Genomic DNA, 25,212 nt, shown 5'->3' with positions numbered 1-25,212 from the left:
ATGCGCCTTTCGTTTAATGCTTACCTTTTACGGGCGCTTTACAGGAGCTCGAGCAGTGCCGACTCTCAGTCGCCATCCGCCAGTGCCGGCAGCAGCACCTTGAGCTTTCGCGTCAGGGTGTTGCGCCCCCAGCCCAGCAGCTCGGCGGCCTCGCCCTTGCGCCCGCCGGTATGCTTGAGCGCGGTCTCGATCAGGATGCGCTCGAAATCCGGTACGGCCTCTTCCAGCAGATGGGTGTGGCCCGCCGCCAGGGCGCGGTCGGCCCAGTCGCGAAAGGCGGCGCGCCAGTCGCCGTTGGCCACCTCGCCGCCTTCGCCCTGGCGCAGCTCCGGTGGCAGGTCCTCGACCAGGATCTCGCGGCCCGATGCCATCACCGTCAGCCAGCGACAGGTGTTCTCGAGCTGACGCACGTTGCCCGGCCAGGACAGCCGGGTCAGGTGCGCCTCGGCGTCCTTGGTCAACACCTTGATGTCGGTAGAAAGCTCCTTGGCCGCCTCGGCCAGGAAATGGCGCGCCAGGCGCGGGATGTCCTCGCGGCGTTCCGCCAGCTTGGGCAGGTGCACACGGATCACGTTGAGGCGATGAAACAGGTCCTCGCGGAAGCGTCCATCCTCCACCAGCCGCTCCAGGTTCTGGTGAGTGGCCGCGATGATACGCACGTCCACCTTCACCGGCGTGTGACCGCCGACCCGATAGAATTCACCGTCGGCCAGCACCCGCAGCAGCCGCGTCTGGGTCTCGGCGGGCATGTCGCCGATCTCGTCGAGGAACAGCGTGCCGCCGTTGGCCTGCTCGAAGCGCCCCTGGCGGCTTGCCGTGGCACCGGTAAAGGCGCCCTTCTCGTGGCCGAACAGCTCGGACTCGATCAGGTCGCGGGGGATCGCTGCCATGTTCAGTGCGATGAACGGATGGCTGGAGCGCGGACTGTGCTGATGCAGGGCGCGGGCCACCCGTTCCTTGCCGGTACCCGACTCGCCGTTGATCAGTACCGTGATGTGTGAGTGTGACAGCCGACCGATGGCGCGGAACACCTCCTGCATCGCCGGCGCCTCGCCGATGATCTCGGCGTCGAGCCCCTCGGGGACGCTGACCGGGCGCTTGCGTTCGCGGGCGTGGGCCACCGCGCGACGCACCAGGGCCAGCGCCTCATCGACGTCGAACGGCTTGGGCAGGTACTCGAAGGCACCGCCCTGATAGGAGGCCACCGCGCTGTCGAGGTCGGAGTGGGCGGTCATCACGATGACCGGCAGGTCGGGATGAACCTCGCGCACCCGCGACATCAGGTCGAGACCGTCGATTCCCGGCATGCGAATGTCGGTGACCAGCACGTCGGGGGGGTCGTCCAGCAAGCGGCTGAGCGCCACATCGGCCCGGTCGATGCACTCGACCTCGAGGTCGGGCTGAGCCAGGGCGCGCTCCAGCACCCAGCGAATGGCGCGGTCGTCGTCGACCACCGCGACACGTGCGACATCAGTCATGGCGCCTCTCCAAAGGAATAAGCAGACGAAACTCGGTATGGCCGGGGCGGGAATCGCACTCGATCAGCCCCTGGTGCTGGTGCAGGATGCCCTGGGCGATGGACAGTCCCAGTCCACTGCCGTCGGCACGCCCCGATACCATGGGATAGAAAAGGGTTTCCTGAAGGCCCTCGGGAACGCCGGGGCCGTTGTCGATCATGGCCACCTCGCAGACCAGACGATGACGCTCCGCACCCAGGGTGAACTGGCGGCGTGCCCGGGTGCGCAACAGCAGGCTCGGGGCCTCGGTGCCGGCTTCGGTCATCGCCTCCACGGCGTTGCGGGCCACGTTGAGCACCGCCTGGATCATCTGGGCTTCGTCGCCGGGGAAATCCGGCAGGCTGGGATCGTAGTCGCGCTCGATGGCCACCGACGGGGTCTCGGCCATCAGCAGCGTGCGCACCCGCTCCAGTACCTTGTGAATGTTGAGCGGCTCGTGGCGCACCAGCTTGTTCGGCCCCAGCATGCTGTCGACCAGATCGCGCAGGCGGTCGACCTCCTCGACGATGATACGGGTGAACTCCTGCAGCGCGGGGTCGTCGAGGTCGCGCTCCAGCAGTTGCGCGGCGCCACGGATCCCGCCCAGCGGGTTCTTGACCTCATGTGCGAGGCCGCGCGACAGCACCTTGATCGCCTCCTGGCGGTTGAGCAGAGCCTCCTCGCGGGAGATACGCAGCAGCCGATCGCGCGGCTCCATCTCCACCAGCAGTTCCACCGTCGACAGCGGAGTCACCGTATAGTCGATCGTGGCCACGGCACCACCGACCAGCGCCAGCCTGACCTCGCGCTGGGTGAAGGGGTGCTGGTCGTCGCGCGCCTTGGCCAGCACTCCGCCCATACCGTCGTCCTCGGCCAGCAGGCTCGCCAGGCTGAGTCCCTTAACCCGGCCCAGGCTGACCGCCAGCAAGGCTTCGGCCGCCGGATTCATCCAGCTCAGCCGCAACTCGTGGTCGAGCAACAGCACCGCCGTGGTGAGGTGTTCCATCAGGCGTCGATACATTTACGACCTTCCCTCGTTGAACGCAGAGTGCATGGAGCATTACTTGCATCGTCATGGCGCATCGGCAGGGATCGCCGCAGCCACCGCCCCGAAGCCAGGCAGCACTCTGGATGGAACATTCCAAGCAAGAAGCGCGCCAACCCACGGCGACGCAGCAGGGCGCCGTTTCAGGGCGACCGCAGCGAACTCTTATGCACCATTATGGTGCACCGATGGCGAGAGCGCCAAATCAGGAGGCATCAATCTTCCCCATCTCGGGGCATCGAGGCACAAGGAAGGGCGAGCCAGGGGAAACGCCGCGGTCAGTTTGAGATTGACGCCTCGGCTCAACCACCATCCTGCGGCAACGTCACGTTGGCTCGCTGAACGTAAAGAGAGACCGGCGGGCTGCGATGACGCACCTGCCCCTGGGCATCAAGCAACTCCGCCTGCAGCACGTATTCGCCACGGCCGAGATCGTTGAGCATGAAGGCGCGGGTGTGCATGGGCGTCTGGCTCACCCGGCCGTCGACCAGCAGTTGCACGCGGTGGTCGGGACGCAACTCCGGCTCAATGGCCAGCTCCACCTGCAGGTTGCCGGCATAGCTTGCGGGAAGGTCCGCGCCGTGTTCCGGCGAACGGATGCGGAAGGTGTCATAGGGCATGAAGGGCTGGCCCGGCGCCTCGCCCATGCGTGGGGCAACGCCCTCGACCCGCGGCGGCTCGGACTGGCGCCCCTCGACCTGCGATGGGATCACTGTCAGCGGCGCCAGCTCCACCGGCTCGCCACCACGGTTGGGGTCGTCGGTGAAGACCACGTTACCCTGCGCATCGGTGGTGCGATAGATCGTCGTGGCCAGCACACCCTGAGCGAGTGCCAGGCCCAACAGACACAGCACGATCGCCTTGCCCATGAGTACTCTCCGTAGACGGCGACCGCGGCTCCGCTGGCGGCCAACCGATGTGCCAGTAACGTGTTCCCTCGCAACCATCCGCAACATAGTGTACGACAAAAAAGGGGCTCCGCGATGCGGAGCCCCTCGGTACGAGCCGGCGAAGACCGCCGGACCCGACAGCTTAGCAGCTGTAGTACATGTCGAACTCGATCGGGTGCGTGGTCATGCGGATACGCTCGACGTCTTCCATCTTCAGTTCGATGTAGGCGTCGATCATGTCGTCGGTGAACACGCCGCCCTCGGTGAGGAAAGCACGATCCGCGTCCAGCGCCTCGAGCGCCTGGTCCAGGCTGCTGGCGACAGTCGGTACCAGCTTGCCCTCTTCCGGCGGCAGGTCGTAGAGGTTCTTGTCCATGGCGTCGCCGGGGTGGATCTTGTTCTTGATACCGTCGATACCGGCCATCAGCATGGCGGCGAAGGCCAGGTAGGGGTTGGCGGTCGGGTCGGGGAAACGGCACTCGACGCGCTTGCCCTTGGGGCTTGCCGTGTAGGGAATGCGGATGGAAGCAGAGCGGTTGCGGGCGCTGTAGGCCAGCATTACCGGCGCCTCGAAGCCCGGCACCAGACGCTTATAGGAGTTGGTGGAAGCGTTGGTGAAGGCGTTCAGGGCACGGGCGTGCTTGATGATACCGCCAATGTAGTAGAGCGCCATTTCGGACAGCCCGGCGTACTGGTCGCCAGCGAACTGGTTCTGGCCATCCTTCCAGAAGGACTGGTGCACGTGCATGCCGCTGCCGTTGTCGCCGACCAGCGGCTTGGGCATGAAGGTGGCCGTCTTGCCGTAGGCATGGGCCACGTTGTGAATCACGTACTTCATTTCCTGGACTTCGTCGGCCTTCTTCACCAGGGTGTTGAACTTGACGCCGATCTCGTTCTGGCCGGCGTTGGCCACCTCGTGGTGGTGCACCTCGACGGTCTGGCCGATGGCTTCCAGGGTGTTGCACATGGCGCCGCGAATGTCATGGAAGCTGTCTACCGGGGGTACCGGGAAGTAGCCACCCTTGACGCGCGGACGGTGCGCCAGGTTTCCGCCTTCGACCTGACGGTCGGTGGCCCAGGCGCCCTCTTCAGAGGTGATCTTGTACATGGCGCCTTCGATGTCGGCCTTCCAGTGCACTTCGTCGAAGATGAAGAACTCGGGCTCGGGGCCGAAGAAAGCCGTGTCGCCCAGGCCGGTGGACTGCAGGTAGGCCTCGGCGCGCTTGGCGATGGAGCGCGGGTCGCGCTCGTAGCCCTGCATGGTCGCTGGCTCGATGATGTCGCAGCGCAGCACCAGGGTCGCGTCTTCGGTGAACGGATCGAGGAAGGCGGTGCCGTCTTCCGGGCGCAGAATCATGTCGGACTCGTTGATGCCCTTCCAGCCGGAGATGGAGGAGCCGTCGAACATCTGGCCGTTCTCGAAGAATTCCTCATCGACGTCACGGGCCGGAATGGTGACGTGCTGTTCCTTGCCCCGCGTGTCGGTGAAGCGCAGATCAACCCACTTCACATCATGTTCTTCGATCAGGGCGAGAGTCTTGGCTGACATTTGTGTCCTCCGTTTGAGCTGTGGCTCGATTCGTTTGGCTGAAGTCCACTGGCGCTGGTTGCATCGCAGCGCCTGTTGTAACACGCGGTGGGCCTGCTGCCCACGTCGCCATGCACAAGCATGGAGAGCTGCCCACATAAATGCAGGAGCCATGCCAAAAATGCACCATGCGAGCCCAGAAAAAAATTAAGCATCTGTTTTTACAAGAAAAGAATTTGCACCGCTCTGTCTCGCGCTGCACCAAGCCTGCTCGACCAGCCTCAGTGAGCCCCATCAGGGCTCCGACATGGCACTAAATTGGTGCAAGCGTGACCAGGGCGCACCAAAGAAGTGCGCAATGCGAAGTGGGAACTACGCGACCTCGATCGATACCCTTGCCTGGCACGCCCGCAGCCGCTCGAGCAGATCGGGCAGCGCATCGCTTCCCAGTTGGGGGTCGAAGCCGCCGATGCGATCGAACCAGGACCGCGCCACCCAGTAGGTGTCCATCGGCGAGAGGCGCTGGAGCAGCCCCCACCAGCGCAGCCAGCTGTGACGGCGCATGGGCAGGACGGCGGCGTCCCAGTCGCCGGCGAGTTCGACATCGGCCAGCCGATGGCTCAGCCAATCGGCGGCACGACGATCCTCTTGTCCGGGAAAGAGCAGGATGTCGCCGCGGCTGGCACCCACCGCGGCGTTGAAACGGCTGCCCAGGCTTGCGGAGCCGCACGATAGCAGGACGGCCTGGTGGCGCTGAGCCAGGGACGGCAATCGGCGATCGCCGGTGTCGTCCACCAACAGCAGCTCATGCCCACCCTGCCAGCGCCGGGCAGCCTGCTCGAAGATGACCAGACTGCGCGGAAGTCTTGCTCCAGCAGTCCGGGCATCGAAAATGACACTGGCAAGGCTCATGGCTCAGGCTCCACCAAGGCATAAAAGGGCCACCCGACAGCACGCAAAGTTACAAACTGTGTAGTTGAGTGTACAAAAGTGTCGATAAAGTTCCTCTACTGAATTTTGTCCCACAGAATGTCCAATTCATGTCCGGCTTTGTCGGACAACAACATTGCCAAGGCACCCCCGGGCGCATGGGGAGAGCCACGCCCCGGGCTGAGAAGAGTATAATGACGAGGTTGTGCTATTCCCCTTCGTCGCTTACCTGTACAATGCGCCACCACTCCCTACCCCGCGCCTAGGGTACGTCCTATCGATGTGTACATAGGTGCGCACCTGTTGATGAGTCACACCCTATGAACACAGCTGTAACCCCCTCTCGTATCGAGAGTTTGCGCAATATTGCCATCATCGCTCACGTCGACCACGGCAAGACCACGCTGGTCGACAAGCTTCTGAGCCAGTCCGGCACGCTGGACCGCAAGGCCGAGGGGCAGGAGCGCGTCATGGACTCCAACGACCAGGAAAAAGAACGCGGCATCACCATCCTGGCCAAGAACACCGCGATCCGCTGGCAGGACGGTAACGGCCGCGACTTCCATATCAACATCGTCGACACTCCCGGACACGCCGACTTCGGCGGCGAGGTTGAGCGCGTGATGTCGATGGTGGATTCCGTGCTGCTGCTGGTCGACGCCGTCGACGGCCCCATGCCGCAGACACGCTTCGTCACCCAGAAGGCCTTCGCCCAAGGCCTCAAGCCGATCGTGGTGGTCAACAAGATCGACCGCCCCGGCGCGCGCCCCGACTGGGTCATCGACCAGATCTTCGATCTGTTCGACAACCTCGGCGCCAGCGACGAGCAGCTCGACTTCCCGATCATCTACTGCTCGGCGCTCAACGGTATCGCCGGCATGGACCCCGAAGCGCTGGCGGAAGACATGTCGCCCATGTTCCAGGCCATCGTCGACATCGTCGAGCCACCGGCCGTGGAGCAGGATGGTCCGTTCCAGATGCAGATCTCGGCGCTGGACTACTCCAGCTACGTGGGCGTCATCGGCCTCGGCCGCATCAAGCGTGGCTCGGTGAAGCCCAATCAGGTGATCACCGTGATCGGCACCGACGGCAAGACCCGCAAGGGCAAGGTCGGCCAGGTCATGACCCATATGGGCCTCGAGCGCGTGCAGACCGAACTCGCCACCGCCGGCGACATCGTCTGCATCACCGGTGTCGACGAGCTCTCGATCTCCGATACCCTGTGCGACCCGGCCGCCGTCGAGGCACTGCCGCCGCTGTCGGTCGACGAGCCCACCGTCTCCATGACTTTCCAGGTCAACGACTCGCCCTTCGCCGGCCGCGACGGCAAGTACGTCACCAGCCGCAACATCAAGGATCGCCTCGACCAGGAGCTGATCCACAATGTGGCGCTGCGTGTGGAGCAAGGCGAGAGCCCCGAGAAGTTCAAGGTCTCCGGCCGTGGCGAGCTGCACCTCTCGGTGCTGATCGAGACCATGCGCCGCGAAGGCTTCGAACTGGCGGTGGGCCGCCCCGAGGTAATCATCAAGGAGATCGACGGCGTCAGGCAGGAGCCGTACGAAGAGGTGATCATCGACTGCGAGGAGCAGCACCAGGGCGCGATCATGGAGGAGCTCGGCTACCGCAAGGGCGAGCTGACCAACATGAACCCCGACGGCAAGGGCCGCGTGCGCCTGGACTTCATCATCCCCGCGCGCGGGCTGATCGGCTTCCGCGGTCAGTTCCTGACGCTGACCTCGGGCACCGGCATCCTCACCAGCCGCTTCGATCACTACGGCGCGCTCAAGCCCGACGCCGCCATCGAACGCCGTAATGGCGTGCTGGTCTCTATGGTCGACGGCAAGGCCCTGGCCTATGCGCTGTACGCCCTGCAGGAGCGCGGCAAGCTGATCATCGACCACGGCACCGAGGTCTATGAAGGCATGCTGGTGGGCATCCACAACCGTGCCAACGATCTGGTGGTCAACCCCACCAAGGGCAAGAAGCTCGACAACATGCGCGCCTCGGGCAACGACGAGAACATCGTGCTGACGCCGCCGGTGAAGTTCAGCCTGGAGCAGGCCATCGAGTTCCTCGACTCCGACGAGTTGGTGGAAGTCACGCCCAACCACATCCGCCTGCGCAAGAAGTTCCTCAAGGAGCACGAGCGCAAGCGCGCCAAGAAGTAAGCCTCGCTCGCTTCCCATCGACACCCGCCACTCGGCGGGTGTCGTCGTTTTGCGGCCCTCTCGCGTGACGTAAGCCTCCAAGCCCTCCGCTCATCGAGCTGGCGGGACGATGAGTGGCGTTCGCGTGGGCCTGGCCTAGACTCAACGTCAGCGCCCGTCCGCGGGCCGAGGCTCCTTATCACGAAGAAGACCCACAGGGACACTGCCATGAATGGACTCCCCCTCAAGCCGCTTTGCTGCGGCGCGGCGCTGGCCGCTCTCGTTATCGCCAACCCTCTCGCCGCCGAGCCCGTTGCCAACGGATCCGACCAGGAAGTTCTCGCTGCCGCCGAGCGCCACGAGGAGCCGTTGCTCGAGACGCTCGAAACCCTGGTCAACATCGATTCCGGCACCACCTATGAGCCGGGCCTGGCCGAGGTAGAAACGATTCTCGACGAGCGCCTGCGTGAGCTGGGCGCCGAGGTCGAGACCCACCCCTCCGAGGAGCTCGGCGGCAATACGCTGGTCGGCACCCTTCAGGGCAGCGGTGAACGTGACATCATGCTGATGATCCACTACGACACGGTGTTCGGCGAGGGCACCGCGGCCGAGCGGCCGTACCGCGTCGAGGACGGCCGTGCCTTCGGCCCCGGCGTGGGCGATGCCAAGGGCGGCCTCGCGCTCATCCTGCACAGCCTGGCGATACTCGAAGAGCTGGAGTATGACGGCTACGGTACGCTGACGGTTGTCTTCAACCCCGACGAGGAGCGCGGTTCGCTGGGTTCCCGCGACCTGATCCAGCAGCTCGCTGCGGAGCAGGATGCGGTACTGGTCTTCGAGCCGACCCTGGGCGAGGACGGCATGGACGCGGTCACCACCGTGACCAAGGGCATCAACTACGCCTTCCTCGAGGTGACCGGCCGCGCCTCGCATGCCGGCAGCGCCCCCGACGAGGGCCGCAACGCGGTGATGGAACTCTCCCATCAGCTGCTGCAACTCAGCGAGCTCGGCGACCCCGACAAGGAAACCACCCTCAACTGGACGGTGGTCGAGGGTGGCGGCACCCGCAACATCATTCCCGAACGCGCACGAGCCGAGGGCGACATGCGCTACTTCGAGGCCGACGAATACGAGCGCGTGACCGAAGAGGCCAACGAAATCATCGCCAGCCGCCTGATCGAGGATACCGAAGTGGAGTTCCGGCTTGAGCGTGGGCGTCCGCCGCTGCCGGATAATCCGCAGACCCAGGAGTTGGCGGAAGTCGCCAAGGCGGTTTACGCCGAGCTTGACCTCGAGCTGGAAGCCGTCGAGATCGGCGGCGGCACCGATGCGGCTTATGCCTATCAACCCGATGCGGAGCGCCCCGCCGTTCTCGAGTCGCTGGGCCTGGTGGGTGGCCGCTACCACAGCAGTGACGAGTTCGTCGAACTGCACAGCGTGGTGCCACGCCTCTATCTGGCCACACGAATGATCATGGAACTTGCCGAAGAGACCCCCTGAGCAGGAGACCGGTGCCGCTGGAGATGCCCACCATCAGGTGGGCATTTTCTTGCCCATGCGCATGAGCGGCTACGCTGTAGGCAAACCCAGCAAAAGCGAGGAGCAGCCATGCACAAGCACGTGGAATGGGACGACCCGGGCGCCGACAGCGTGATGAAACATTACGAGCGCAGCCCGCAGGGCTATTCGGAGCCTGGCCGCGGCGATATCCTCTCGGGCCGCTACCAGGGCAAGGTGGTGCGGATAAAGGTCGAGGCCTACGTCGACGGCACCAGCATCGGCGAAGTGGTGGCTCTCATAGAGCCGCACAGCGGCAAGCGCCGCAAGCTGCTCGGCAAGCTCGCCGTGGGCGATACCGTAAGGCTGCCTGATGCCAGCCGCGCCTTCGAGCCTCGTCCGGGCGACGTCTCGAAGGAGGACGAAGAGCCGCAGTGACTTCCACGAACCCGCGCCCCGGTCACCTGCCGCTCCCAACGTATCCTTAACGATCGTCTACTGGCCAGGAAGCGGGTTTTTGTCGCACAGTGTACGCGCCCACCGACCGGCCCCACCCAACCGGCACCAGTGGCGACATTCGCGGGCCCACAAGGCCACAAGACGAGCCTTCGGAAGCATAATGAGCACGTACAACGTCTGGACACACAAGGGTACCTTTCTGTTGGCTGCCGTCGGCTCGGCAGTGGGGCTCGGCAATCTATGGCGCTTTCCCTATCTTGCCGGTGAAAACGGCGGCGGCGCCTTCATCCTGATCTACGCCCTGACCATCTTCGCCGTCGGCATTCCGATCCTGATCGCCGAGACCATGCTCGGCCGCGCCAGCCGCCGAAGCCCGATCATGGGCATGCAGTTCCTGACCCGTACCCACAAGGCCTCACGCGGCTGGGTATCGATCGGCTGGCTGGGCGCCGCCTCGGCTTTCCTGATTCTGAGCTTCTACTCGGTGATCGCCGGCTGGGCGATCCACTACACCTGGCTGATGCTCACCGGCACGCTGGTCGGTGCCGATGCCGCCACCATCGGCGCCGGTTTCGATGCGCTGCTGGCCTCGCCGGGGCTGCTCACGCTCTACCACACGCTGTTCATCATCGCCTCGGGCCTGCTGGTGGGTATGGGCATTCACAAGGGCATCGAGAACGGGTTACGCATCATGATGCCGGCCCTGTTCGTGATCCTGTTGGTGGTGCTCGCCTACGGCATCGCCAATGGCGACTTCGCCGCCGCGGCAAGCTTCCTGTTCACCTTCAACCTGGCCGACCTGAGCCTCGAAGGCTGGCTGCAGGCGATGGGCCAGTCGTTCTTCACCCTGAGCCTCGGCATGGGCGCGATCATGGCCTATGGCGCCTACATGGCAAGCGACGCCTCGCTGAGCCGCACCGCCTTCGCCATCGCCTTCATCGATACCGCCGTAGCCATGGTCGCAGGCCTGGCGATCTTCTCGCTGGTGTTCGGCGCCGGGCTCGACGCCGACGCCGGGCCGGGGCTGATGTTCGTCACCCTGCCGCTGGCCTTCGCCGAGATGCCTCTCGGCGGCTTGGTCGGCGGGGTGTTCTTCATTCTGGTACTGGGGGCAGCCATCAGTTCCTCGATCTCGCTGATCGAGCCGGTCGCCGCCTTCCTCGTGGAGCGCTTTGACCTCACCCGTCCGCAGGCGGTGTTCGTCATGGTCGTGGCCAGCTGGGCGTTGGGCCTGCTGACGGTGGTCAGCTTCAACCTGTGGGCCGAGGCCAGCCTCTTCCACACCCTGTTCGGGCGCAGCGCCTTCGACTTCATCGAGCTGTTGACCAATATCTTCATGCCGCTGGGCGGCCTGCTCATTGCGCTGTTCGCCGGCTGGGCATTGACCCATTCCGAGGTGATGAAGGAGATGCGCACCAGCGAGACCTGGTTCCAGGTCTGGCGCTTCCTGGTGCGCTTCGTGGCGCCGGCGGCAGTGGCCTTCGTATTCCTGCGCACCATCCCGCAGGTCGAGGGTTACCTGATTCCGGCCATCGGCGCGCTGATCATCGTCGGCGCCTTCGCTGCAAGCCGCACCATCCTGGTCGGCAACCGCCAGGAGCAATAGCACGAAACCTTGCCGCCGCCTTCGGGCGGCGGCTCGATATACGCCGCCCGACCTCGCGCCATACGAAGGTGCTGGGCGCACAACAAAGATATAAAAAGTGCAGGAACCAACATGCCATCCATTATCGACGTCAGGCACGTCCACAAGGCCTTCGGTGGCCTGAAGGTCATCAACGACTGCTCGATCCAGGTCGAGAAGGGCTCGATCACCGGGCTGATCGGCCCCAACGGGGCCGGCAAGTCGACGCTGTTCAACATCATCGCCGGTGCCCTGCCCCTCGACAGCGGCCAGGTCCTGCTCGATGGTGAAGACATCACCAACCGTCCCGCCAACGAGCTCTTCCACAAGGGCCTGCTGCGCACCTTCCAGATCGCCCACGAGTTCTCCCAGTTGACGGCGCTGGAGAACCTGATGATGGTTCCGCCCCGGCAGGCCGGGGAGAATCTCTTCGACACCTGGTTCAAGCCGGGTCTGGTAAACCGCGAGGAGGCCGAGGTACGCCGCCGGGCGCTCGAGGTGGTCGACTTCATCGGCCTGCACCACGTGCGCAACGAACTGGCCGGCAACCTCTCCGGCGGGCAGAAGAAGCTGCTGGAGCTCGGCCGCACCATGATGACCGATGCCCGTGTGGTACTGCTCGACGAGATCGCAGCCGGGGTCAACCGCACCCTGCTGGGCGACCTGGTGAGCAACATCGAACGGCTCAATCGCGAGATGGGCTACACCTTCCTGGTCATCGAGCACGACATGGAGATGATCGCGCGGCTGTGCGACCCCGTGATCGTGCTGGCCCAGGGCAGCGTGATGGTCGAAGGCACCATCGAGGAAATCCGGAACAACCCCCAGGTGATCGAAGCCTACTTCGGGTCCAATGCCGCCTGAGGGCGGTGGCCAGGCCCGCCGAGACCGACAAGAAGAACAGCAACGACAGCGCAGAGAATCCACGATGCCATTACTCGAAGCACGCGACGTGTACGGCGGCTACGGCGGCATGAACATCCTCAATGGGGTGGACATGTCGATCGAGGCCAACGAGGTCGGCGTGATCGTCGGCCCCAACGGCGCCGGCAAGTCCACCATGCTCAAGGCCATCTTCGGCCTGCTCACCGTCAGCCAGGGCGAGATCCTGCTGCGCGGCGAGCCGATCCACAACCTGCCACCCAACAAGCTCGTGCAGAGAGGCATGGGCTTCGTGCCCCAGGAGAAGAATGTCTTTCCCAGTCTCACGGTGAAAGAGAACCTGGAGATGGGCGCTTTCCTCAAGCCGGGCAACGTCAAGCGCATGCTGGGGCAGGTCTACGACTTCTTTCCTCCGCTCTACGACAAGCGCCACCAGCCCGCCGGCGAGCTCTCCGGCGGCCAGCGGCAAATGGTCGCCATGGGCCGCGCGCTGATGGCCGAACCCGAGGTGCTGCTGCTCGACGAGCCCACCGCCGGCCTTTCGCCGCTCTACATGAACGAGATCTTCGAGCGCGTGAAGCAGATCAACGCCGCCGGCGTGGGCATCCTCATGGTCGAACAGAATGCCAAGCAGGCCCTGGCCATCGCCGACAAGGGCTTCGTGCTGGCTGCCGGCAAGAACCGCTTCACCGATACCGGCGCCGCCCTGCTCGCCGACCCGGAAGTGGCCAAGAGCTTCCTGGGCGGTTGAGCCCAGAGCCGTACTGGAGAGTGAGTCGTGAACGAACTGGTCTTTTTCATCAACAACGTGATCGTCGCCGGCAGTGTGTCCGGCTCGATCTACGCCATCGGCGCCATTGGCGTGACGTTGATCTTCAGCATCATGCGCTTCGCCCACTTCGCCCATGCCGACATGATGACCTTCGGCACCTTCATGGTGCTGCTGCTGACGCTGGCCTTTCCCGGCGTGGGCGGGGTGGTGGGCCTGCCCACCCCCATCGTCATGCTGCCGCTGGCCATCGTCCTCACCGCCCTGCTCGCGGTGGGCATCGACAAGACGTTCTACAAGCCACTGCGCGCCCACGGCGTCAAGCCCATCGTCATGGTGATCGCCTCGCTGGGCGTGACCCTGATGCTGCAAGGGCTGATCCGTCTGTTCGCCGGTACCGGCGCGCAGAACCTTTACCTGGCCGGTGAGCGCAAGGAGATCTACCGCCTCGAGATGCCGTTCGAGCTGGCGGCCCGGCCCATCATCGTCACCGAACCGCAGGTCATCCTGTTCGTGCTGACCATCGTCTGCGTGGTTGGTCTGCATCTGTTCCTCAACCGCACGCGACTGGGCAAGGCGATGCGCGCCATGTCCGACAACCCCGACCTGGCGCGGGCCTCGGGCATCAATACCAACCACATCGTGGCGGTGACCTGGGTGATCGCCGGCGGCCTGGCGGCCATCGCCGGTACGCTGCTGTCGCTCGACGTGACCTTCAAGCCCGACCTGAGCTTCTTCCTGCTGCTACCGATCTTCGCCGCGGCCATCGTCGGCGGCGTGGGGCACCCTTATGGCGCAATTGCCGGGGGTTTCGTGGTCGGCTTCGCCGAGACGCTGGCGGTATTCAACTGGGCTGTGCTGTTGCGCCCCTTCCGCGACAGCCTGCCAGAATGGCTGGCCCAGGCCGGCAATCTCGCCTTCGTCGGCACCGAGTACAAGATCGTGGTGCCCTTCTTCATCCTGGTGGCGATCCTGGTGTGGCGCCCTACCGGCATCTTCAAGGGAAAGGTGATCTGATGAGCACGCAACCTACCGAACGCCGCGAAGATACCGTCGCCGCACCGTCGCGTTTCCCGCTGCGCGAAGTCATCCTGTTCGGCGCCCTGCTGGCGGCGGTTCTCGGTGTCTACGCCGTGATGGGAACCGCCTACAGCACGCGCATGCTGGTGGAAGCCGCCTGCTATGCCATCCTGGCCCTGGGCCTGACGATCCAGTGGGGCTATGCAGGCCAGTTCAATGCCGGCGTGATGGGCTTCGTCGCGCTGGGCAGCTTTGCCACCATGTTCTTCAGCGTGCCGATCAACGACGCCTTCTGGGGCACCGAGCTGCCCGGCGAACTGGGCCAGGCACTGCTCTACGTGGCCGCCGCCACCCTGGTCGTCTATGGCGCCACCAAGCTCGACCGCATCGGCGTGCCGAAGAAGCTGCGCACGCTGATCGCCATCGTGCTGGCCGTGGTGCTCTACCTGATGGTGATCAGCATGCTGCGCGGCGTTACCGCCGAGATCGAATCCCGCGCCGGCTTCATCGGCGGCCTGGGCCTGCCGGCCTGGACCGGCTGGATCGTCGGCGGCGCACTGGCCGGCGCCATCGGCTACTTCATCGGCCATATCTGCCTGGGGCTGCGCAGCGACTACCTCGCCATCGCCACCCTCGGCATCGCCGAGATCATCAAGGCCTTCCTCAAGAACTCCGACTGGCTGACCCGCGGCACCGCCACCGTCTCGCCGCTGCCCTGGCCCACGCCGGGCCCCAGCACGCTGGGCTTCACCCTGGCCCGAGCGCTATATCTGTCGGTCACGGCGGTGATGATCGCGGTAATCTTCTTCCTGCTGCACCGTGCCTACCATGCCCCCTGGGGCCGCATGATCCGCGCCATCCGCGATAACGAGATCTCCGCCGCAGCCATGGGCAAGGACATCAACCGCCGGCGCCTGGAGATCTTCGTGCTGGGCTGCATCCTGATGGGTATCGGCGGCGGTGCGCTGGCCTCGTTCAACAGCATCTTCGACCCCAACGGCTTCCTGCCGCTGAACCACACCTTTTTGGTATTGGTGATGGTCATCCTGGGTGGCCCCGGCAACAACCTGGGCACCATCTTCGGCGCCGTGGCGGTCTATATCATCTGGCTGATGTCCGAGCCGCTGGCGCTGTTCGTGATGCACGGGGCCGCCGCCCTCGGTGAGGGCTGGTTCGGCTGGGAGCCGCCGGGCAACCTCGACAGCCGCGCGCTGCAGGCCCGGGTGTTCGTGATCGGCCTGCTGATCACGCTGGTGCTGCGCTTCGCCCCGCAGGGACTGCTCCCTGAGAAGGCCAAACATCACGGTTAGACAAGCCCCACCGACAACAAAAAAGCCCCGGCGGGTCATCCGCCGGGGCTTTTGCTTGCACTTGCTGCTTCAGTTCAGGCTAGTGTTAGTCCTGGATCAGGCCCTTGCCGACGAAGGCGCCGCCTTCGACGAGCATCTCCACCACTACGCCCGGTACGTCGCCGTTGTCGTCGAACTCGTGGCTACCGGAGGCGCCCTCGTAGTTGATCTCCTCGCCGGCCGCGATCAGCTTCAGCGCCTTCTCCCATTCGCCGGGCAGGATCACTTCACCCGGGGCGGAAGAGACGCTGCGCAGTGCCTGGGAGAGGCCTTCGCGCTCGGCATTGCCGTTCTGCTCGATGGCCAGCCCCAGCAGGAAGGCGGCATCGTAGGCTTGGGCGGCGAACACCGCGCTGGGGTCGAAGCCGGCTTCCTCGGCGGCCTGGCCGAAGATATCGGTACCCGGCAGCTCGGGGCTACCCGGGCGAGTGGCGATCATGCCTTCCAGCGCATCCGCCCCTACCGCGTCGACCAGCGACGCCCCGACCATGCCGTCGGCGCCGGCATACTGGGTGAAGGCGCCACTCTCGTAAGCCTGGCGCAGGATGGTCTGGCCCGAGCCGTCGGCATAAGCCAGCACGACCAGGGTCTCGGCGCCGCTGGAGGAGAGCGAGCCCAGCTCGGAGCGGTAGTCGGCGCGGCCGTCCTCGTGGGCCAGGTTCTCGGCGATCGTGCCGCCGCCCTCCTCGAAGCCCGCGGTGAAGGCTTCCGCCAGGCCGCGGCCGTAGTCGTTGTTGACGTAGGTGACGGCCACCTCGTCGAAGCCCTTCTCGAGCATCAGCTTGGCCAGGATCTGGCCTTGGTAGGCATCCGAAGGCACGGTACGGAACACCAGGTCGTTATCGTCCAGCTCGGTCACTGCCGGGGCCGTAGAGGCCGGCGAGACCATCACCACCCCGCCCGGAATCGCGGCACTGTTGGCCGCCGCCACGGTCGCCCCGGTGCACAGCGCCCCGACGATGGCCGTGACGTTCTCGGTGTTGACCATGCGGTCCGCCGCGTTGGACGCCGCCGAGGCGTCGCTACAGGTGGTATCGGCATTGGGCATGACCAGTTCCTGCCCGCCCAGGATGCCGCCCTGCTCGTTGATCTGCTTCACCGCCAGCCGCGCGCCCTCGAAGATCGGAGGGGTCAAGCTCTCGATCGGGCCAGTGAAGCCGCCGATGAACCCGATCTTCACTTCCGCCTGCGCCGCGCCAGCGAATGCCACGCTGGAAGCAGCGATTGCCATCGCCAATACGCTCTTTTTCATTTGTTTTTCTCACTCTCGTTGAGTACGTCCGTGACGTACGTCTGGTTGACTACGCCCCGGTCAGTTACGCCTGGTTACGAATAAAGGACACCCCTTAAATCTGGAAGGCTCGGAGGCAAAACACAAGCCCTCCATACCAACGTTTGACCCTTGCCGCACAGCGCCAACTCCTTATCAGCGATGGAGAACCCGGCACGGTAACGCTCGGCGCGTTCAACGCTGCCGGTCATGCCCCGCCGGGCATCGCCTATACTCAAGTCCGCTACGGCTTCAACACTCGCCACGCACACCAAACAGGAGCCCTACCATGCGCCCTGCACCTCTCTCCTTCATGCTGCTGGCCTCGCTGGGCCTGGCCACTGCCGCCCACGCTTTCACCCCCGCCGGTAGCGACACCGTCTACGAGGTCGGCGACGATGCCTTCGAAGGCTACTACAGCGCCGCCCAGGGCGAATCCCGCGGCACGGTATTGATCGTGCATGACTGGGATGGCCTGGGCGACTACGAACGCCAGCGAGCCGACATGCTGGCCGAGCAGGGCTTCGATGCCTTCGCCGTCGACCTGTTCGGCCAGGGCAATCGCCCCGAGACCACCGAAGATCGCCAGGAAGCCACCCGGGCGCTCTACTCCGACCGCGAACGCATGCGCGAGCTGACCCTCGCCGGCCTGGCCGAAGCCCGCGAGCAGGAGGCCGCCGAAAACGTGGTGATCATGGGCTACTGCTTCGGTGGGGCCGTGGCACTGGAGATTGCCCGCTCCGGCGAGGCCGAGAACGTGGCCGGCTACACCAGCTTCCATGGCGGTGTGGCCACGCCGGAGGGCCAGGAGTGGCCCGACGAGGTGCCTCCGCTGCTGATCGCCCATGGCGGTGCCGACACCAGCGTGACCATGGAGGACGTCAGCGGGCTGGTGGAGGAGCTGGAAGCCATCGAGGCGACCTACACGATGGAGATCTACTCCGGCGCCCCACACGGCTTCACGGAGTTCGAAAGCGAACGCTACCAGGAACGCGCCGACGAGGCGTCCTGGGCCGCCTTCCAGACCTTCCTCGAGGAGGTGCTATGAACCAGGCCCGGCCATTGATCATCACCGAACTGGCGGGAAGCCACCATGAGATCGGCGCGGAACATGGCCGCATCCATCGCCACCTGATCCAGCGCGGCATCCAGGTCTATGGGCAGCTGTTCTACGATTTCGTCGGAATCCGCTGGGAAGAGGCGCGCGACCGGGCCTGTCACTTCGAAGCCCAGATCGGTCAGGGCTTTCCCGAGATTCTCGAGGAGATGAATGGCATCGCCTGGGGGGCGGGGGTCGATTTCATCGACATCCTGACGCTCAACTGCCGCAGCGAGATCGCCCTGGCCCATGCCAGCGGCGGCTGCTCGGCCTTCTCACTGCAGCGCCACGGCCGGCAGTGGCTGGCCCAGAACTGGGACTGGCGCCACGATCAGCTCGACAACGTGGTCGCCCTGCACATCAAGGGCGACGGGCGCCCCGAGCTGGTCAGCATCGGCGAAGCCGGCATGGTCGGCAAGGTGGGCCTGAACGCCCGCGGTATCGGCGTGTGTCTCAACGCCATTCGTTCGCAGACCTGTGGTCCCGGCCTGCCGGTCCACGTTGCCCTGCGCAAGATCCTCGAGAGCGAAGACATGCCGAGCGCGCTCGCCGTGGCCACTTACGACCGGGTCTGCTCACCCGCCCATTTCCTGCTCGCCAGCGCTCAGGTCGGCAACGAAGGGGGCCAGGCCGTGGGCCTCGAGGTACAACCCGGCGAGCCGGGGCGCATCACACCACGCAATGGCATCGTCACCCATACCAACCACCTCTACGCCGAGGACACACCCTGCCCGGTGCAGGACTTCCCTCGCGTCGACTCCCACCCGCGCCTGTGCCGGCTCGACGCGCTGCTCCACGACGAGTTGGCGGAGGATGCCGGCGTCGACGAGGCCAGGCTGTTCGACGTACTCAGCGACCATCAGGGAGCGCCGATGTCGATCTGCCGCCACTTCAACCCCGACCAGCCCGCCGAGGAGCGCATGGAAACCCTGTTCTCGGTGGTGATGAACCTGAGCGAGCGGCGCCTGACCCTGCGCCATGGCAAGCCCTGTGAAAACGACGACAGCCTGACTGTCACCTTGAATTGAAACGCCCTATCCGTTCATGGGATGAGTCGGACTCGGGCAGCTCCCCTTTCAGGTAGCGCTCGGAAGTGAGCAGGAACGAGCGCCGGAACAGGTCGTGAATGGCCTCCTCGCGGCGCAGCTGGAGCAGCGCCCACTCTTCCTCGGAAAGGCACGTATCCTGGCGCGGATACTTCCAGGCCAGGCGTACCGAGCCCGAGGTGGCATCGCAGATCTGCAGTGAGGGGTTGGCCCCGCGCTTGGCGGTGCTGAAGCAGTACGGCATGGCGACCTCCGTTCGCTCAATTAATGATAACAATTATCATTAACTACGGAGAATCTAGTCCTCGCCCTGACCTCTGTCAAATGCTACGAAGAAAAATCATTCTCGTTCCCTTTCTTCCTTGCTCGTCCCCGATGGGAGTGGTACACATGCTAACGCATACCATTCTCATTTGATACGGAGACGAGTAATGAAGAAACTACTACTTTCCGCCCTGCTGTCCGGCCTGATGGTCGCTGCTACCGCTCATGCCAGCACCCCCACCGAGCACTTCAAGGGCGAGCCCGCCGAGACCCTGAGCCAGGCGGTGGCAAACTTCTCCGAAACCAACCAGCAGTTGGCCGAACTGCTCGCCCAGGACGAGCTGAGCCTCGAGGATCTCGGCGCCATCCACGAACTCACCTACACCCTGGAAAACGCGCTGGAGAAGATCAACGAGGAAGCGGAGGCAATGGCGGTCAACCTGGAAGAGGTGCACCTGGGATCCGAGACAGGTGACTTCGAGCGCGTGCAGAGCCACGGCGCCGACTACCTGGAAGCGGCCCAGACGCTGGTGAACTGACCCCGCAGGCGGCGCACTGGCTGGCACGCCGGCCGGTGCCCGCAAGCGCAGTCGGCTTGCTTGACGCCTAGCCCGCCAGCGCCTCTTCCACCACCGCCCGCGCCTCGTCGCTCATGGGCAGCTCCAGCGCCAGCTCCCGGGCGCGCGGCGACATCTTCTTCCAGGTCATCTGCACGATGCGCACCAGGTGCTCGTGCTCCACCTGCTTGGAGAAGTCGGCGAAGTAGTTCTCGAGAAACACCAGGCAGGCGCAGTCCTCCACCGCCTGGGTGCCCGGGTCGCGGCCCAGGCCCTGCTTGCGGATCATCCGGGAAACCTCGGCGGCATCCTCCGCGGAATAGCCGACCGCCTCCATCACGCGCGCCGTGGTCTCACCGGCCCGCTTGCCCTGGTCGCGGCGCCAGGTGAGATAGCCCACGCGCCCCTCCGGGTACTCGCTGCGCGGCACCTCCCAGCGCTGCAGATGCTGCGATCGTACGGCGAGTTGCACCAGCTCGCTCGGCGCCTCCTCCACCCGCTCCAGCCAGGCGCTCATGCGCCCCGCATGCCACAGCTCCAAAGGCAGTGACTGGCCCTCGACCTCCACCCGGCGGGGGTCTCCGGCGTGCAAGGTATCGAGCTCGGCAATGGCGCGCTCAAACGGTGTTTGATCTGGCATAGGGATATCCTTGCAAGTCGTTATTGCCACAGCATACCGCATCCGGGCGTGACGCCGACAACCCAACTCCCCTTAGTCATTCTCTGGAAATTGACTTGTAACCCACTGAATCCCAACTAACTTGAGGACATACCTATCGAACACCACGCAGAGATATCACCATGAAACGTCGCGCCCTGATCCTCCCTCTCGCCGTGCTCACGCTCGGCGCCATGCATGCCAAAGCGCAAGACACCAGCGTCGACCCCGCCGACGATCGAGTCGAAGCGGAACTCAGGCAGGAACTCGAACAGACCCAAGGCCAACCCATCGAGACCCTCCAACAGGCCGTGGACGCCCTGGAGCTGCGCAACGACCTGCTCGACGTATTGATGCAAAAGGAGGAACTGACCGACGGCGACCTGGCTATCGTCCGACAGCTCACCGAGGACATCGAAAACGCCCTGGCAAAGGTCGAGGAAGAGGTCGGCACCATGCGTGACCGGGTTCAGGAAGTGCGCACAAGCGCCGATAGCCAAGGGCAGGAAGGCATCCGCGAGAGCGGCAGGGATTATCTGGATCGGGTCAGGACGCTGATGCAGTAAGGCATGTTCTGTCTTGCGATGTAAGCTCCGGGCTCGGCATGATAAAGACCCTGTCCCCCCTGCCTCGGAGCCTGCATGTCATTTTTCTCTCGCCTCAAGGAAGTGGCCGCGCCCAGCATCGGCCTGGGCTGCATGAACCTCTCCCACGGCTACGGCAATCCCGTTCCCGAGGCCGAAGCGCTGCGCGCCCTCGATGAAGCCTTCGAGATGGGTTACCGCCACTTCGATACCGCCACCCTCTACGGCGCCACGGCCAACGAACGGGTGGTAGGCAAGGCGCTCGCCAGCAAGCGCCACCAGATCCTGCTGGCCAGCAAGTGCGGCATGGCCATAAACCCTGAGCTTGGCAAGAAGGTGATCGACGGGCGCCCCGAGACGCTCAAGCGGCAGTGCGAGGCGAGCCTTAAGCGCCTGCGCACCGATCACCTGGACCTCTACTACCTGCATCGCCTGGACCGCCAGGTGCCCATCGAAGAGAGCGTCGGCGCGCTGGGGCGGCTGGTGGAACAGGGCAAGGTACGCGCCATCGGACTCTCGGAAGTATCCGCCGCCACCCTGCGCCGCGCCCGGGCCGAGCACCCCATCGCCGCGGTGCAGTCCGAATACTCGCTGTGGACCCGTAACCCCGAGATCGCCCTGATCGATGCCTGCCGCGAAGCCGACACCGCGATGGTCGCCTTCAGCCCCCTGGGCCGTGGCTTTCTGGCTGGCGCCGTGACCGAGGCCACGCAACTCACCGAGAACGACGTGCGCCGCGGCATGCCGCGCTTCAGCGCCGAAAACCTACCGCAGAACCTGCGCCAGCTGGAAAAGCTCCGGGCCATCGCCCGCGAACAGGACGTGACCACCGGCCAACTGGCCCTCGCCTGGCTCAAAGCTCAGGGCGACGACGTGATTCCGATCCCCGGCACCCGCTCCATTGCGCATATGCGCGAAAACCTGGCAGCCGATGAGCTACGCCTGGATGCCGCCACCCTCGCGCGGCTGAGCGAACTACTGACGCCGGACCAGGTAGCCGGCGCCCGCTACAGCGAAGCGCTGCAGAAGGAGATCGATACGGAGGAGTTTGGTAGCAGCACCTCTTAGCTGCCTGCGCGGCAGTTCACCGTGGCACGCATGTCGACGCCAAATGCATTGATTTCTGAGCTGCCTGTGCGGCAGCTCATATGATCAGCCAGAAGCGCGTCGGTGGCCTGCATTTCTGAGCTGCCTGTCCGGCAGCTCACCATCGAAAATATCGTCTGGCTGGTCGAGTTCTTTTCTGAGCTGCCTGTGCGGCAGCTCACCCCGACTTCGCCAATACCGGCGAGGCCTACCTTTTCTGAGCTGCCTGTGCGGCAGCTCACACGTTGTGGGACCCCTGGCGCTGCCCCCTGGTTTTCTGAGCTGCCTGTGCGGCAGCTCACCGCAGCCAGATAGAAGCGCTCGGGTTGCGCGTTTTCTGAGCTGCCTGTGCGGCAGCTCACGCCGGCGCGGTGCACGGCCTCTATGGCTACCTTTTCTGAGCTGCCTGTGCGGCAGCTCACGCGATGTGTCCACGGCGTCGACAGATTCCGCCTTTTCTGAGCTGCCTGTGCGGCAGCTCACGTTATTAGGCAGGAATTAACATTGGGCCGTCATTTCTGAGCTGCCTGTGCGGCAGCTCACCCGGTGCAGTACTACCGGCTTATTGTCTCAGTTTTCTGAGCTGCCTGTGCGGCAGCTCACCAGGGGGCTCACGACTCCGCAGAGGCGTTGTTTTTCTGAGCTGCCTGTGCGGCAGCTCACTGCGCACGTGGGTCAGCGTCCCTGCCGTGTCATTTCTGAGCTGCCTGTGCGGCAGCTCACTACTGCTCAGATTATAGCAATACGCAGGGCCATTTCTGAGCTGCCTGTGCGGCAGCTCACCTGTTTTGGTGGCACGCCCTACACTGCGCCAGTTTCTGAGCTGCCTGTGCGGCAGCTCACGACCGCCTGCGGGAAGCACTGGGCAGCCTCAATTTCTGAGCTGCCTGTGCGGCAGCTCACGCGCCAGCCGCGCCGGGGCCTTGACCGTGTCGTTTCTGAGCTGCCTGTGCGGCAGCTCACAGGTCCAGAATACGCTGAACATAGACCCGGCATTTCTGAGCTGCCTGTGCGGCAGCTCACCCTCGTCCTTCAGCCACTTCACGATAGCTCGATTTCTGAGCTGCCTGTGCGGCAGCTCACTGGCCGTATGCCCTGATGGGCATCGGGTTGTATTTCTGAGCTGCCTGTGCGGCAGCTCACCATCGCAGAGCCCTAAAGAGCAGCAGCGCCATTTTCTGAGCTGCCTGTGCGGCAGCTCACGGGTTCGCCATGTGACGCTCTCGGCAGTCCAGTTTCTGAGCTGCCTGTGCGGCAGCTCACCTCGAGGACGTGCACGGCATGCTCACCGCTCATTTCTGAGCTGCCTGTGCGGCAGCTCACGATCTCCTCGAGGGCGATGCCGACCACCTCGATTTCTGAGCTGCCTGTGCGGCAGCTCACGAAAAGTACGTCTGGCGCCACTTCTTGTGCATTTTCTGAGCTGCCTGTGCGGCAGCTCACAGGCCGCCCAGGAACGCGGTGTTCCCCTGGTGTTTCTGAGCTGCCTGTGCGGCAGCTCACCTTACCCCCGGGGGAGTACATGAACAGGTTGCTTTCTGAGCTGCCTGTGCGGCAGCTCACGCACGTCGCCGTGGCCCAGTGGGGCGACAAGTTTTCTGAGCTGCCTGTGCGGCAGCTCACGCTCCTGGGGCTGTTCCTGGCTGTCTCGCCGTTTTCTGAGCTGCCTGTGCGGCAGCTCACGATCCGGCCAGCGGGGCGGTGCTTTCCGAGGGTTTCTGAGCTGCCTGTGCGGCAGCTCACGGCGGTTCTGCTGCGGGCTACCATCAATGCGTTTTCTGAGCTGCCTGTGCGGCAGCTCACGTGTTGGTGTCGGCTATGTTGGGACTGCGCCATTTCTGAGCTGCCTGTGCGGCAGCTCACGCTGATCCGTCGCGCCATGTAGGCCCCGCTGCTTTCTGAGCTGCCTGTGCGGCAGCTCACGAGTTCAACCGGTTCGGCATGAAGCTCGTTAATTTCTGAGCTGCCTGTGCGGCAGCTCACACAAACTTAGGTTCACTGTTCGCTCACTAGATTTTCTGAGCTGCCTGTGCGGCAGCTCACCAAGGGTACGTTGGCACACAAGCAGGTTTGACTTTCTGAGCTGCCTGTGCGGCAGCTCACTGGCCGGTCGCCTTGCTGCGCCCGCTGGTGTATTTCTGAGCTGCCTGTGCGGCAGCTCACGGACTAGGTAGCACGCTGCTAGGGATCAGTTTTTTCTGAGCTGCCTGTGCGGCAGCTCACTGATGGAAAGGTAATGCGTTACCTTTTTGAAATTTCTGAGCTGCCTGTGCGGCAGCTCACCCGGAATCCGCAAACTTTGGGTTCACCTCGATTTTCTGAGCTGCCTGTGCGGCAGCTCACGTCAGCGCCCTGCGCTACTGCATCGACCAGCTTTTCTGAGCTGCCTGTGCGGCAGCTCACAAGCCGGTGTCGCTGTCGATGAAGCGCACGAATTTCTGAGCTGCCTGTGCGGCAGCTCACGCCATGTGGCTGCTGGAGCGCGACCAGGTGGATTTCTGAGCTGCCTGTGCGGCAGCTCACCTGGGCGTGGCAAAAACAGCCCTTGATAGGATTTTCTGAGCTGCCTGTGCGGCAGCTCACGCGCGCCGACGATACCGCCGAGGAGGCGCTGTTTTCTGAGCTGCCTGTGCGGCAGCTCACTGGTGCTGATCGAGTCCGACCGCGAACAGGAATTTCTGAGCTGCCTGTGCGGCAGCTCACGCGCTGCCGGCGCTGGCCGTGGTGGTCGTGGTTTTCTGAGCTGCCTGTGCGGCAGCTCACACCACGCACGCAAAAAGCCCCCACCGCCCGAATTTCTGAGCTGCCTGTGCGGCAGCTCACCTGATCCCGGTGGATGCTGTCGAGATCGCGCATTTCTGAGCTGCCTGTGCGGCAGCTCACTGGTGCTGATCGAGTCCGACCGCGAACAGGAATTTCTGAGCTGCCTGTGCGGCAGCTCACTGGCGGCTCTGTATCTCGGCCGACTCCAGCCCTTTCTGAGCTGCCTGTGCGGCAGCTCACGTGTATGAA

At 64.4% G+C, this 25,212-nt stretch carries 20 protein-coding genes, 1 pseudogene and 1 CRISPR repeat array (1 of these 22 cut by a window edge); of the genes and pseudogenes, 13 read left to right on the top strand and 8 right to left on the bottom strand.

Annotated features, from left to right (window positions below; translation table 11 throughout):
• Positions 1-65: 65 nt before the first annotated feature.
• The 5 genes from ntrC to ACRWQA_RS01755 all read right to left on the bottom strand — a co-directional run bounded on the left by ntrC (position 66) and on the right by ACRWQA_RS01755 (position 5,871).
• Positions 66-1,478 (bottom strand): nitrogen regulation protein NR(I), encoded by a 1,413-nt coding sequence (ntrC, locus tag ACRWQA_RS01775; protein WP_263582208.1) that lies wholly within the window; start codon positions 1,476-1,478, stop codon positions 66-68.
• Positions 1,471-2,517, bottom strand: a complete 1,047-nt coding sequence (gene glnL, locus ACRWQA_RS01770) for a nitrogen regulation protein NR(II) (RefSeq protein ID WP_434230850.1) — start codon at positions 2,515-2,517, stop codon at positions 1,471-1,473. Before glnL ends, ntrC begins: the two co-directional genes overlap by 8 nt.
• 326 nt (positions 2,518-2,843) lie before the next feature.
• On the bottom strand, positions 2,844-3,410 hold the full coding sequence (locus ACRWQA_RS01765; protein ID WP_263582206.1) for a DUF4124 domain-containing protein: 567 nt from the start codon (positions 3,408-3,410) through the stop codon (positions 2,844-2,846).
• 163 nt (positions 3,411-3,573) lie between these two features.
• The gene (glnA, locus tag ACRWQA_RS01760; protein WP_434230853.1) at positions 3,574-4,980 is read right to left on the bottom strand and encodes a glutamate--ammonia ligase; all 1,407 of its coding nucleotides are present in this window, start codon (positions 4,978-4,980) and stop codon (positions 3,574-3,576) included.
• A gap of 351 nt (positions 4,981-5,331) precedes the next feature.
• Complete coding sequence (locus ACRWQA_RS01755; protein WP_434230856.1) at positions 5,332-5,871, bottom strand: glycosyltransferase family protein; 540 nt, start codon at positions 5,869-5,871, stop codon at positions 5,332-5,334.
• A 338-nt stretch (positions 5,872-6,209) separates the two neighbouring features.
• On the opposite strand from ACRWQA_RS01755, the gene typA reads away from it, so the two are divergent.
• The 8 genes from typA to ACRWQA_RS01715 all read left to right on the top strand — a co-directional run bounded on the left by typA (position 6,210) and on the right by ACRWQA_RS01715 (position 15,597).
• The gene (gene typA / locus ACRWQA_RS01750; RefSeq protein WP_263582204.1) at positions 6,210-8,057 is read left to right on the top strand and encodes a translational GTPase TypA; all 1,848 of its coding nucleotides are present in this window, start codon (positions 6,210-6,212) and stop codon (positions 8,055-8,057) included.
• Positions 8,058-8,264: 207 nt separating this feature from the next.
• Positions 8,265-9,536, top strand: a complete 1,272-nt coding sequence (locus ACRWQA_RS01745; RefSeq protein WP_434232309.1) for a glutamate carboxypeptidase — start codon at positions 8,265-8,267, stop codon at positions 9,534-9,536.
• Positions 9,537-9,644: 108 nt separating this feature from the next.
• Positions 9,645-9,971: a hypothetical protein gene (locus ACRWQA_RS01740; RefSeq protein WP_434232311.1), complete on the top strand. Its 327-nt coding sequence runs from the start codon at positions 9,645-9,647 to the stop codon at positions 9,969-9,971.
• Positions 9,972-10,152: 181 nt separating this feature from the next.
• Positions 10,153-11,598: a sodium-dependent transporter gene (locus tag ACRWQA_RS01735; protein ID WP_434232314.1), complete on the top strand. Its 1,446-nt coding sequence runs from the start codon at positions 10,153-10,155 to the stop codon at positions 11,596-11,598.
• A 111-nt stretch (positions 11,599-11,709) separates the two neighbouring features.
• Positions 11,710-12,480 (top strand): ABC transporter ATP-binding protein, encoded by a 771-nt coding sequence (locus ACRWQA_RS01730; RefSeq protein WP_434232317.1) that lies wholly within the window; start codon positions 11,710-11,712, stop codon positions 12,478-12,480.
• Positions 12,481-12,544: 64 nt separating this feature from the next.
• Positions 12,545-13,249, top strand: a complete 705-nt coding sequence (locus ACRWQA_RS01725; RefSeq protein ID WP_434232320.1) for an ABC transporter ATP-binding protein — start codon at positions 12,545-12,547, stop codon at positions 13,247-13,249.
• Between the two features lie 27 nt (positions 13,250-13,276).
• The gene (locus ACRWQA_RS01720; RefSeq protein ID WP_434232323.1) at positions 13,277-14,284 is read left to right on the top strand and encodes a branched-chain amino acid ABC transporter permease; all 1,008 of its coding nucleotides are present in this window, start codon (positions 13,277-13,279) and stop codon (positions 14,282-14,284) included.
• Positions 14,284-15,597 carry a branched-chain amino acid ABC transporter permease gene (locus tag ACRWQA_RS01715; RefSeq protein ID WP_434232325.1) on the top strand — a complete coding sequence of 438 codons (1,314 nt, stop codon included), beginning with the start codon at positions 14,284-14,286 and terminating at the stop codon, positions 15,595-15,597. Before ACRWQA_RS01720 ends, ACRWQA_RS01715 begins: the two co-directional genes overlap by 1 nt.
• 85 nt (positions 15,598-15,682) lie before the next feature.
• On the opposite strand, the gene ACRWQA_RS01710 is transcribed toward ACRWQA_RS01715, so the two are convergent.
• On the bottom strand, positions 15,683-16,888 hold the full coding sequence (locus tag ACRWQA_RS01710; protein ID WP_446326243.1) for an ABC transporter substrate-binding protein: 1,206 nt from the start codon (positions 16,886-16,888) through the stop codon (positions 15,683-15,685).
• 307 nt (positions 16,889-17,195) lie between these two features.
• On the opposite strand from ACRWQA_RS01710, the gene ACRWQA_RS01705 reads away from it, so the two are divergent.
• Entirely contained in the window at positions 17,196-17,954 is a 759-nt protein-coding gene (locus ACRWQA_RS01705) for a dienelactone hydrolase family protein (protein WP_434232330.1), read from the top strand.
• Entirely contained in the window at positions 17,951-19,033 is a 1,083-nt protein-coding gene (locus ACRWQA_RS01700; RefSeq protein ID WP_434232333.1) for a C45 family autoproteolytic acyltransferase/hydrolase, read from the top strand. The genes ACRWQA_RS01705 and ACRWQA_RS01700 overlap by 4 nt, the downstream gene beginning before the upstream one ends.
• On the opposite strand, the gene ACRWQA_RS01695 is transcribed toward ACRWQA_RS01700, so the two are convergent.
• Positions 19,020-19,295 carry a hypothetical protein gene (locus tag ACRWQA_RS01695; RefSeq protein ID WP_263582187.1) on the bottom strand — a complete coding sequence of 92 codons (276 nt, stop codon included), beginning with the start codon at positions 19,293-19,295 and terminating at the stop codon, positions 19,020-19,022. The genes ACRWQA_RS01700 and ACRWQA_RS01695 overlap by 14 nt on opposite strands.
• A gap of 187 nt (positions 19,296-19,482) precedes the next feature.
• Here ACRWQA_RS01695 and ACRWQA_RS01690 point away from each other — a divergent pair, with 187 nt between their 5' ends.
• A complete protein-coding gene (locus ACRWQA_RS01690; protein ID WP_434232335.1) occupies positions 19,483-19,854 on the top strand; it encodes a DUF6746 family protein in 372 nt (123 codons plus the stop codon).
• A gap of 67 nt (positions 19,855-19,921) precedes the next feature.
• Here ACRWQA_RS01690 and ACRWQA_RS01685 read toward each other — a convergent pair whose 3' ends face one another.
• Positions 19,922-20,512, bottom strand: coding sequence for a DUF4202 domain-containing protein (locus ACRWQA_RS01685; protein ID WP_263582185.1), 591 nt, complete (start codon positions 20,510-20,512; stop codon positions 19,922-19,924).
• A 161-nt stretch (positions 20,513-20,673) separates the two neighbouring features.
• Here ACRWQA_RS01685 and ACRWQA_RS01680 point away from each other — a divergent pair, with 161 nt between their 5' ends.
• Together ACRWQA_RS01680 and ACRWQA_RS01675 are read left to right on the top strand one after the other, a co-directional pair.
• The gene (locus tag ACRWQA_RS01680; protein WP_263582184.1) at positions 20,674-21,096 is read left to right on the top strand and encodes a DUF6746 family protein; all 423 of its coding nucleotides are present in this window, start codon (positions 20,674-20,676) and stop codon (positions 21,094-21,096) included.
• Positions 21,097-21,228: 132 nt separating this feature from the next.
• Positions 21,229-22,164: pseudogene (locus tag ACRWQA_RS01675) on the top strand (aldo/keto reductase); the annotation flags it as partial.
• 10 nt (positions 22,165-22,174) lie between these two features.
• A CRISPR array of direct repeats spans positions 22,175-25,212; the repeat unit is 28 nt; unit sequence TTTCTGAGCTGCCTGTGCGGCAGCTCAC; it runs 3,895 nt beyond the window's last position.

This window comes from Billgrantia sp. C5P2 (assembly GCF_051062895.2).
This window is presented reverse-complemented; position numbering and strand designations above follow the sequence as displayed.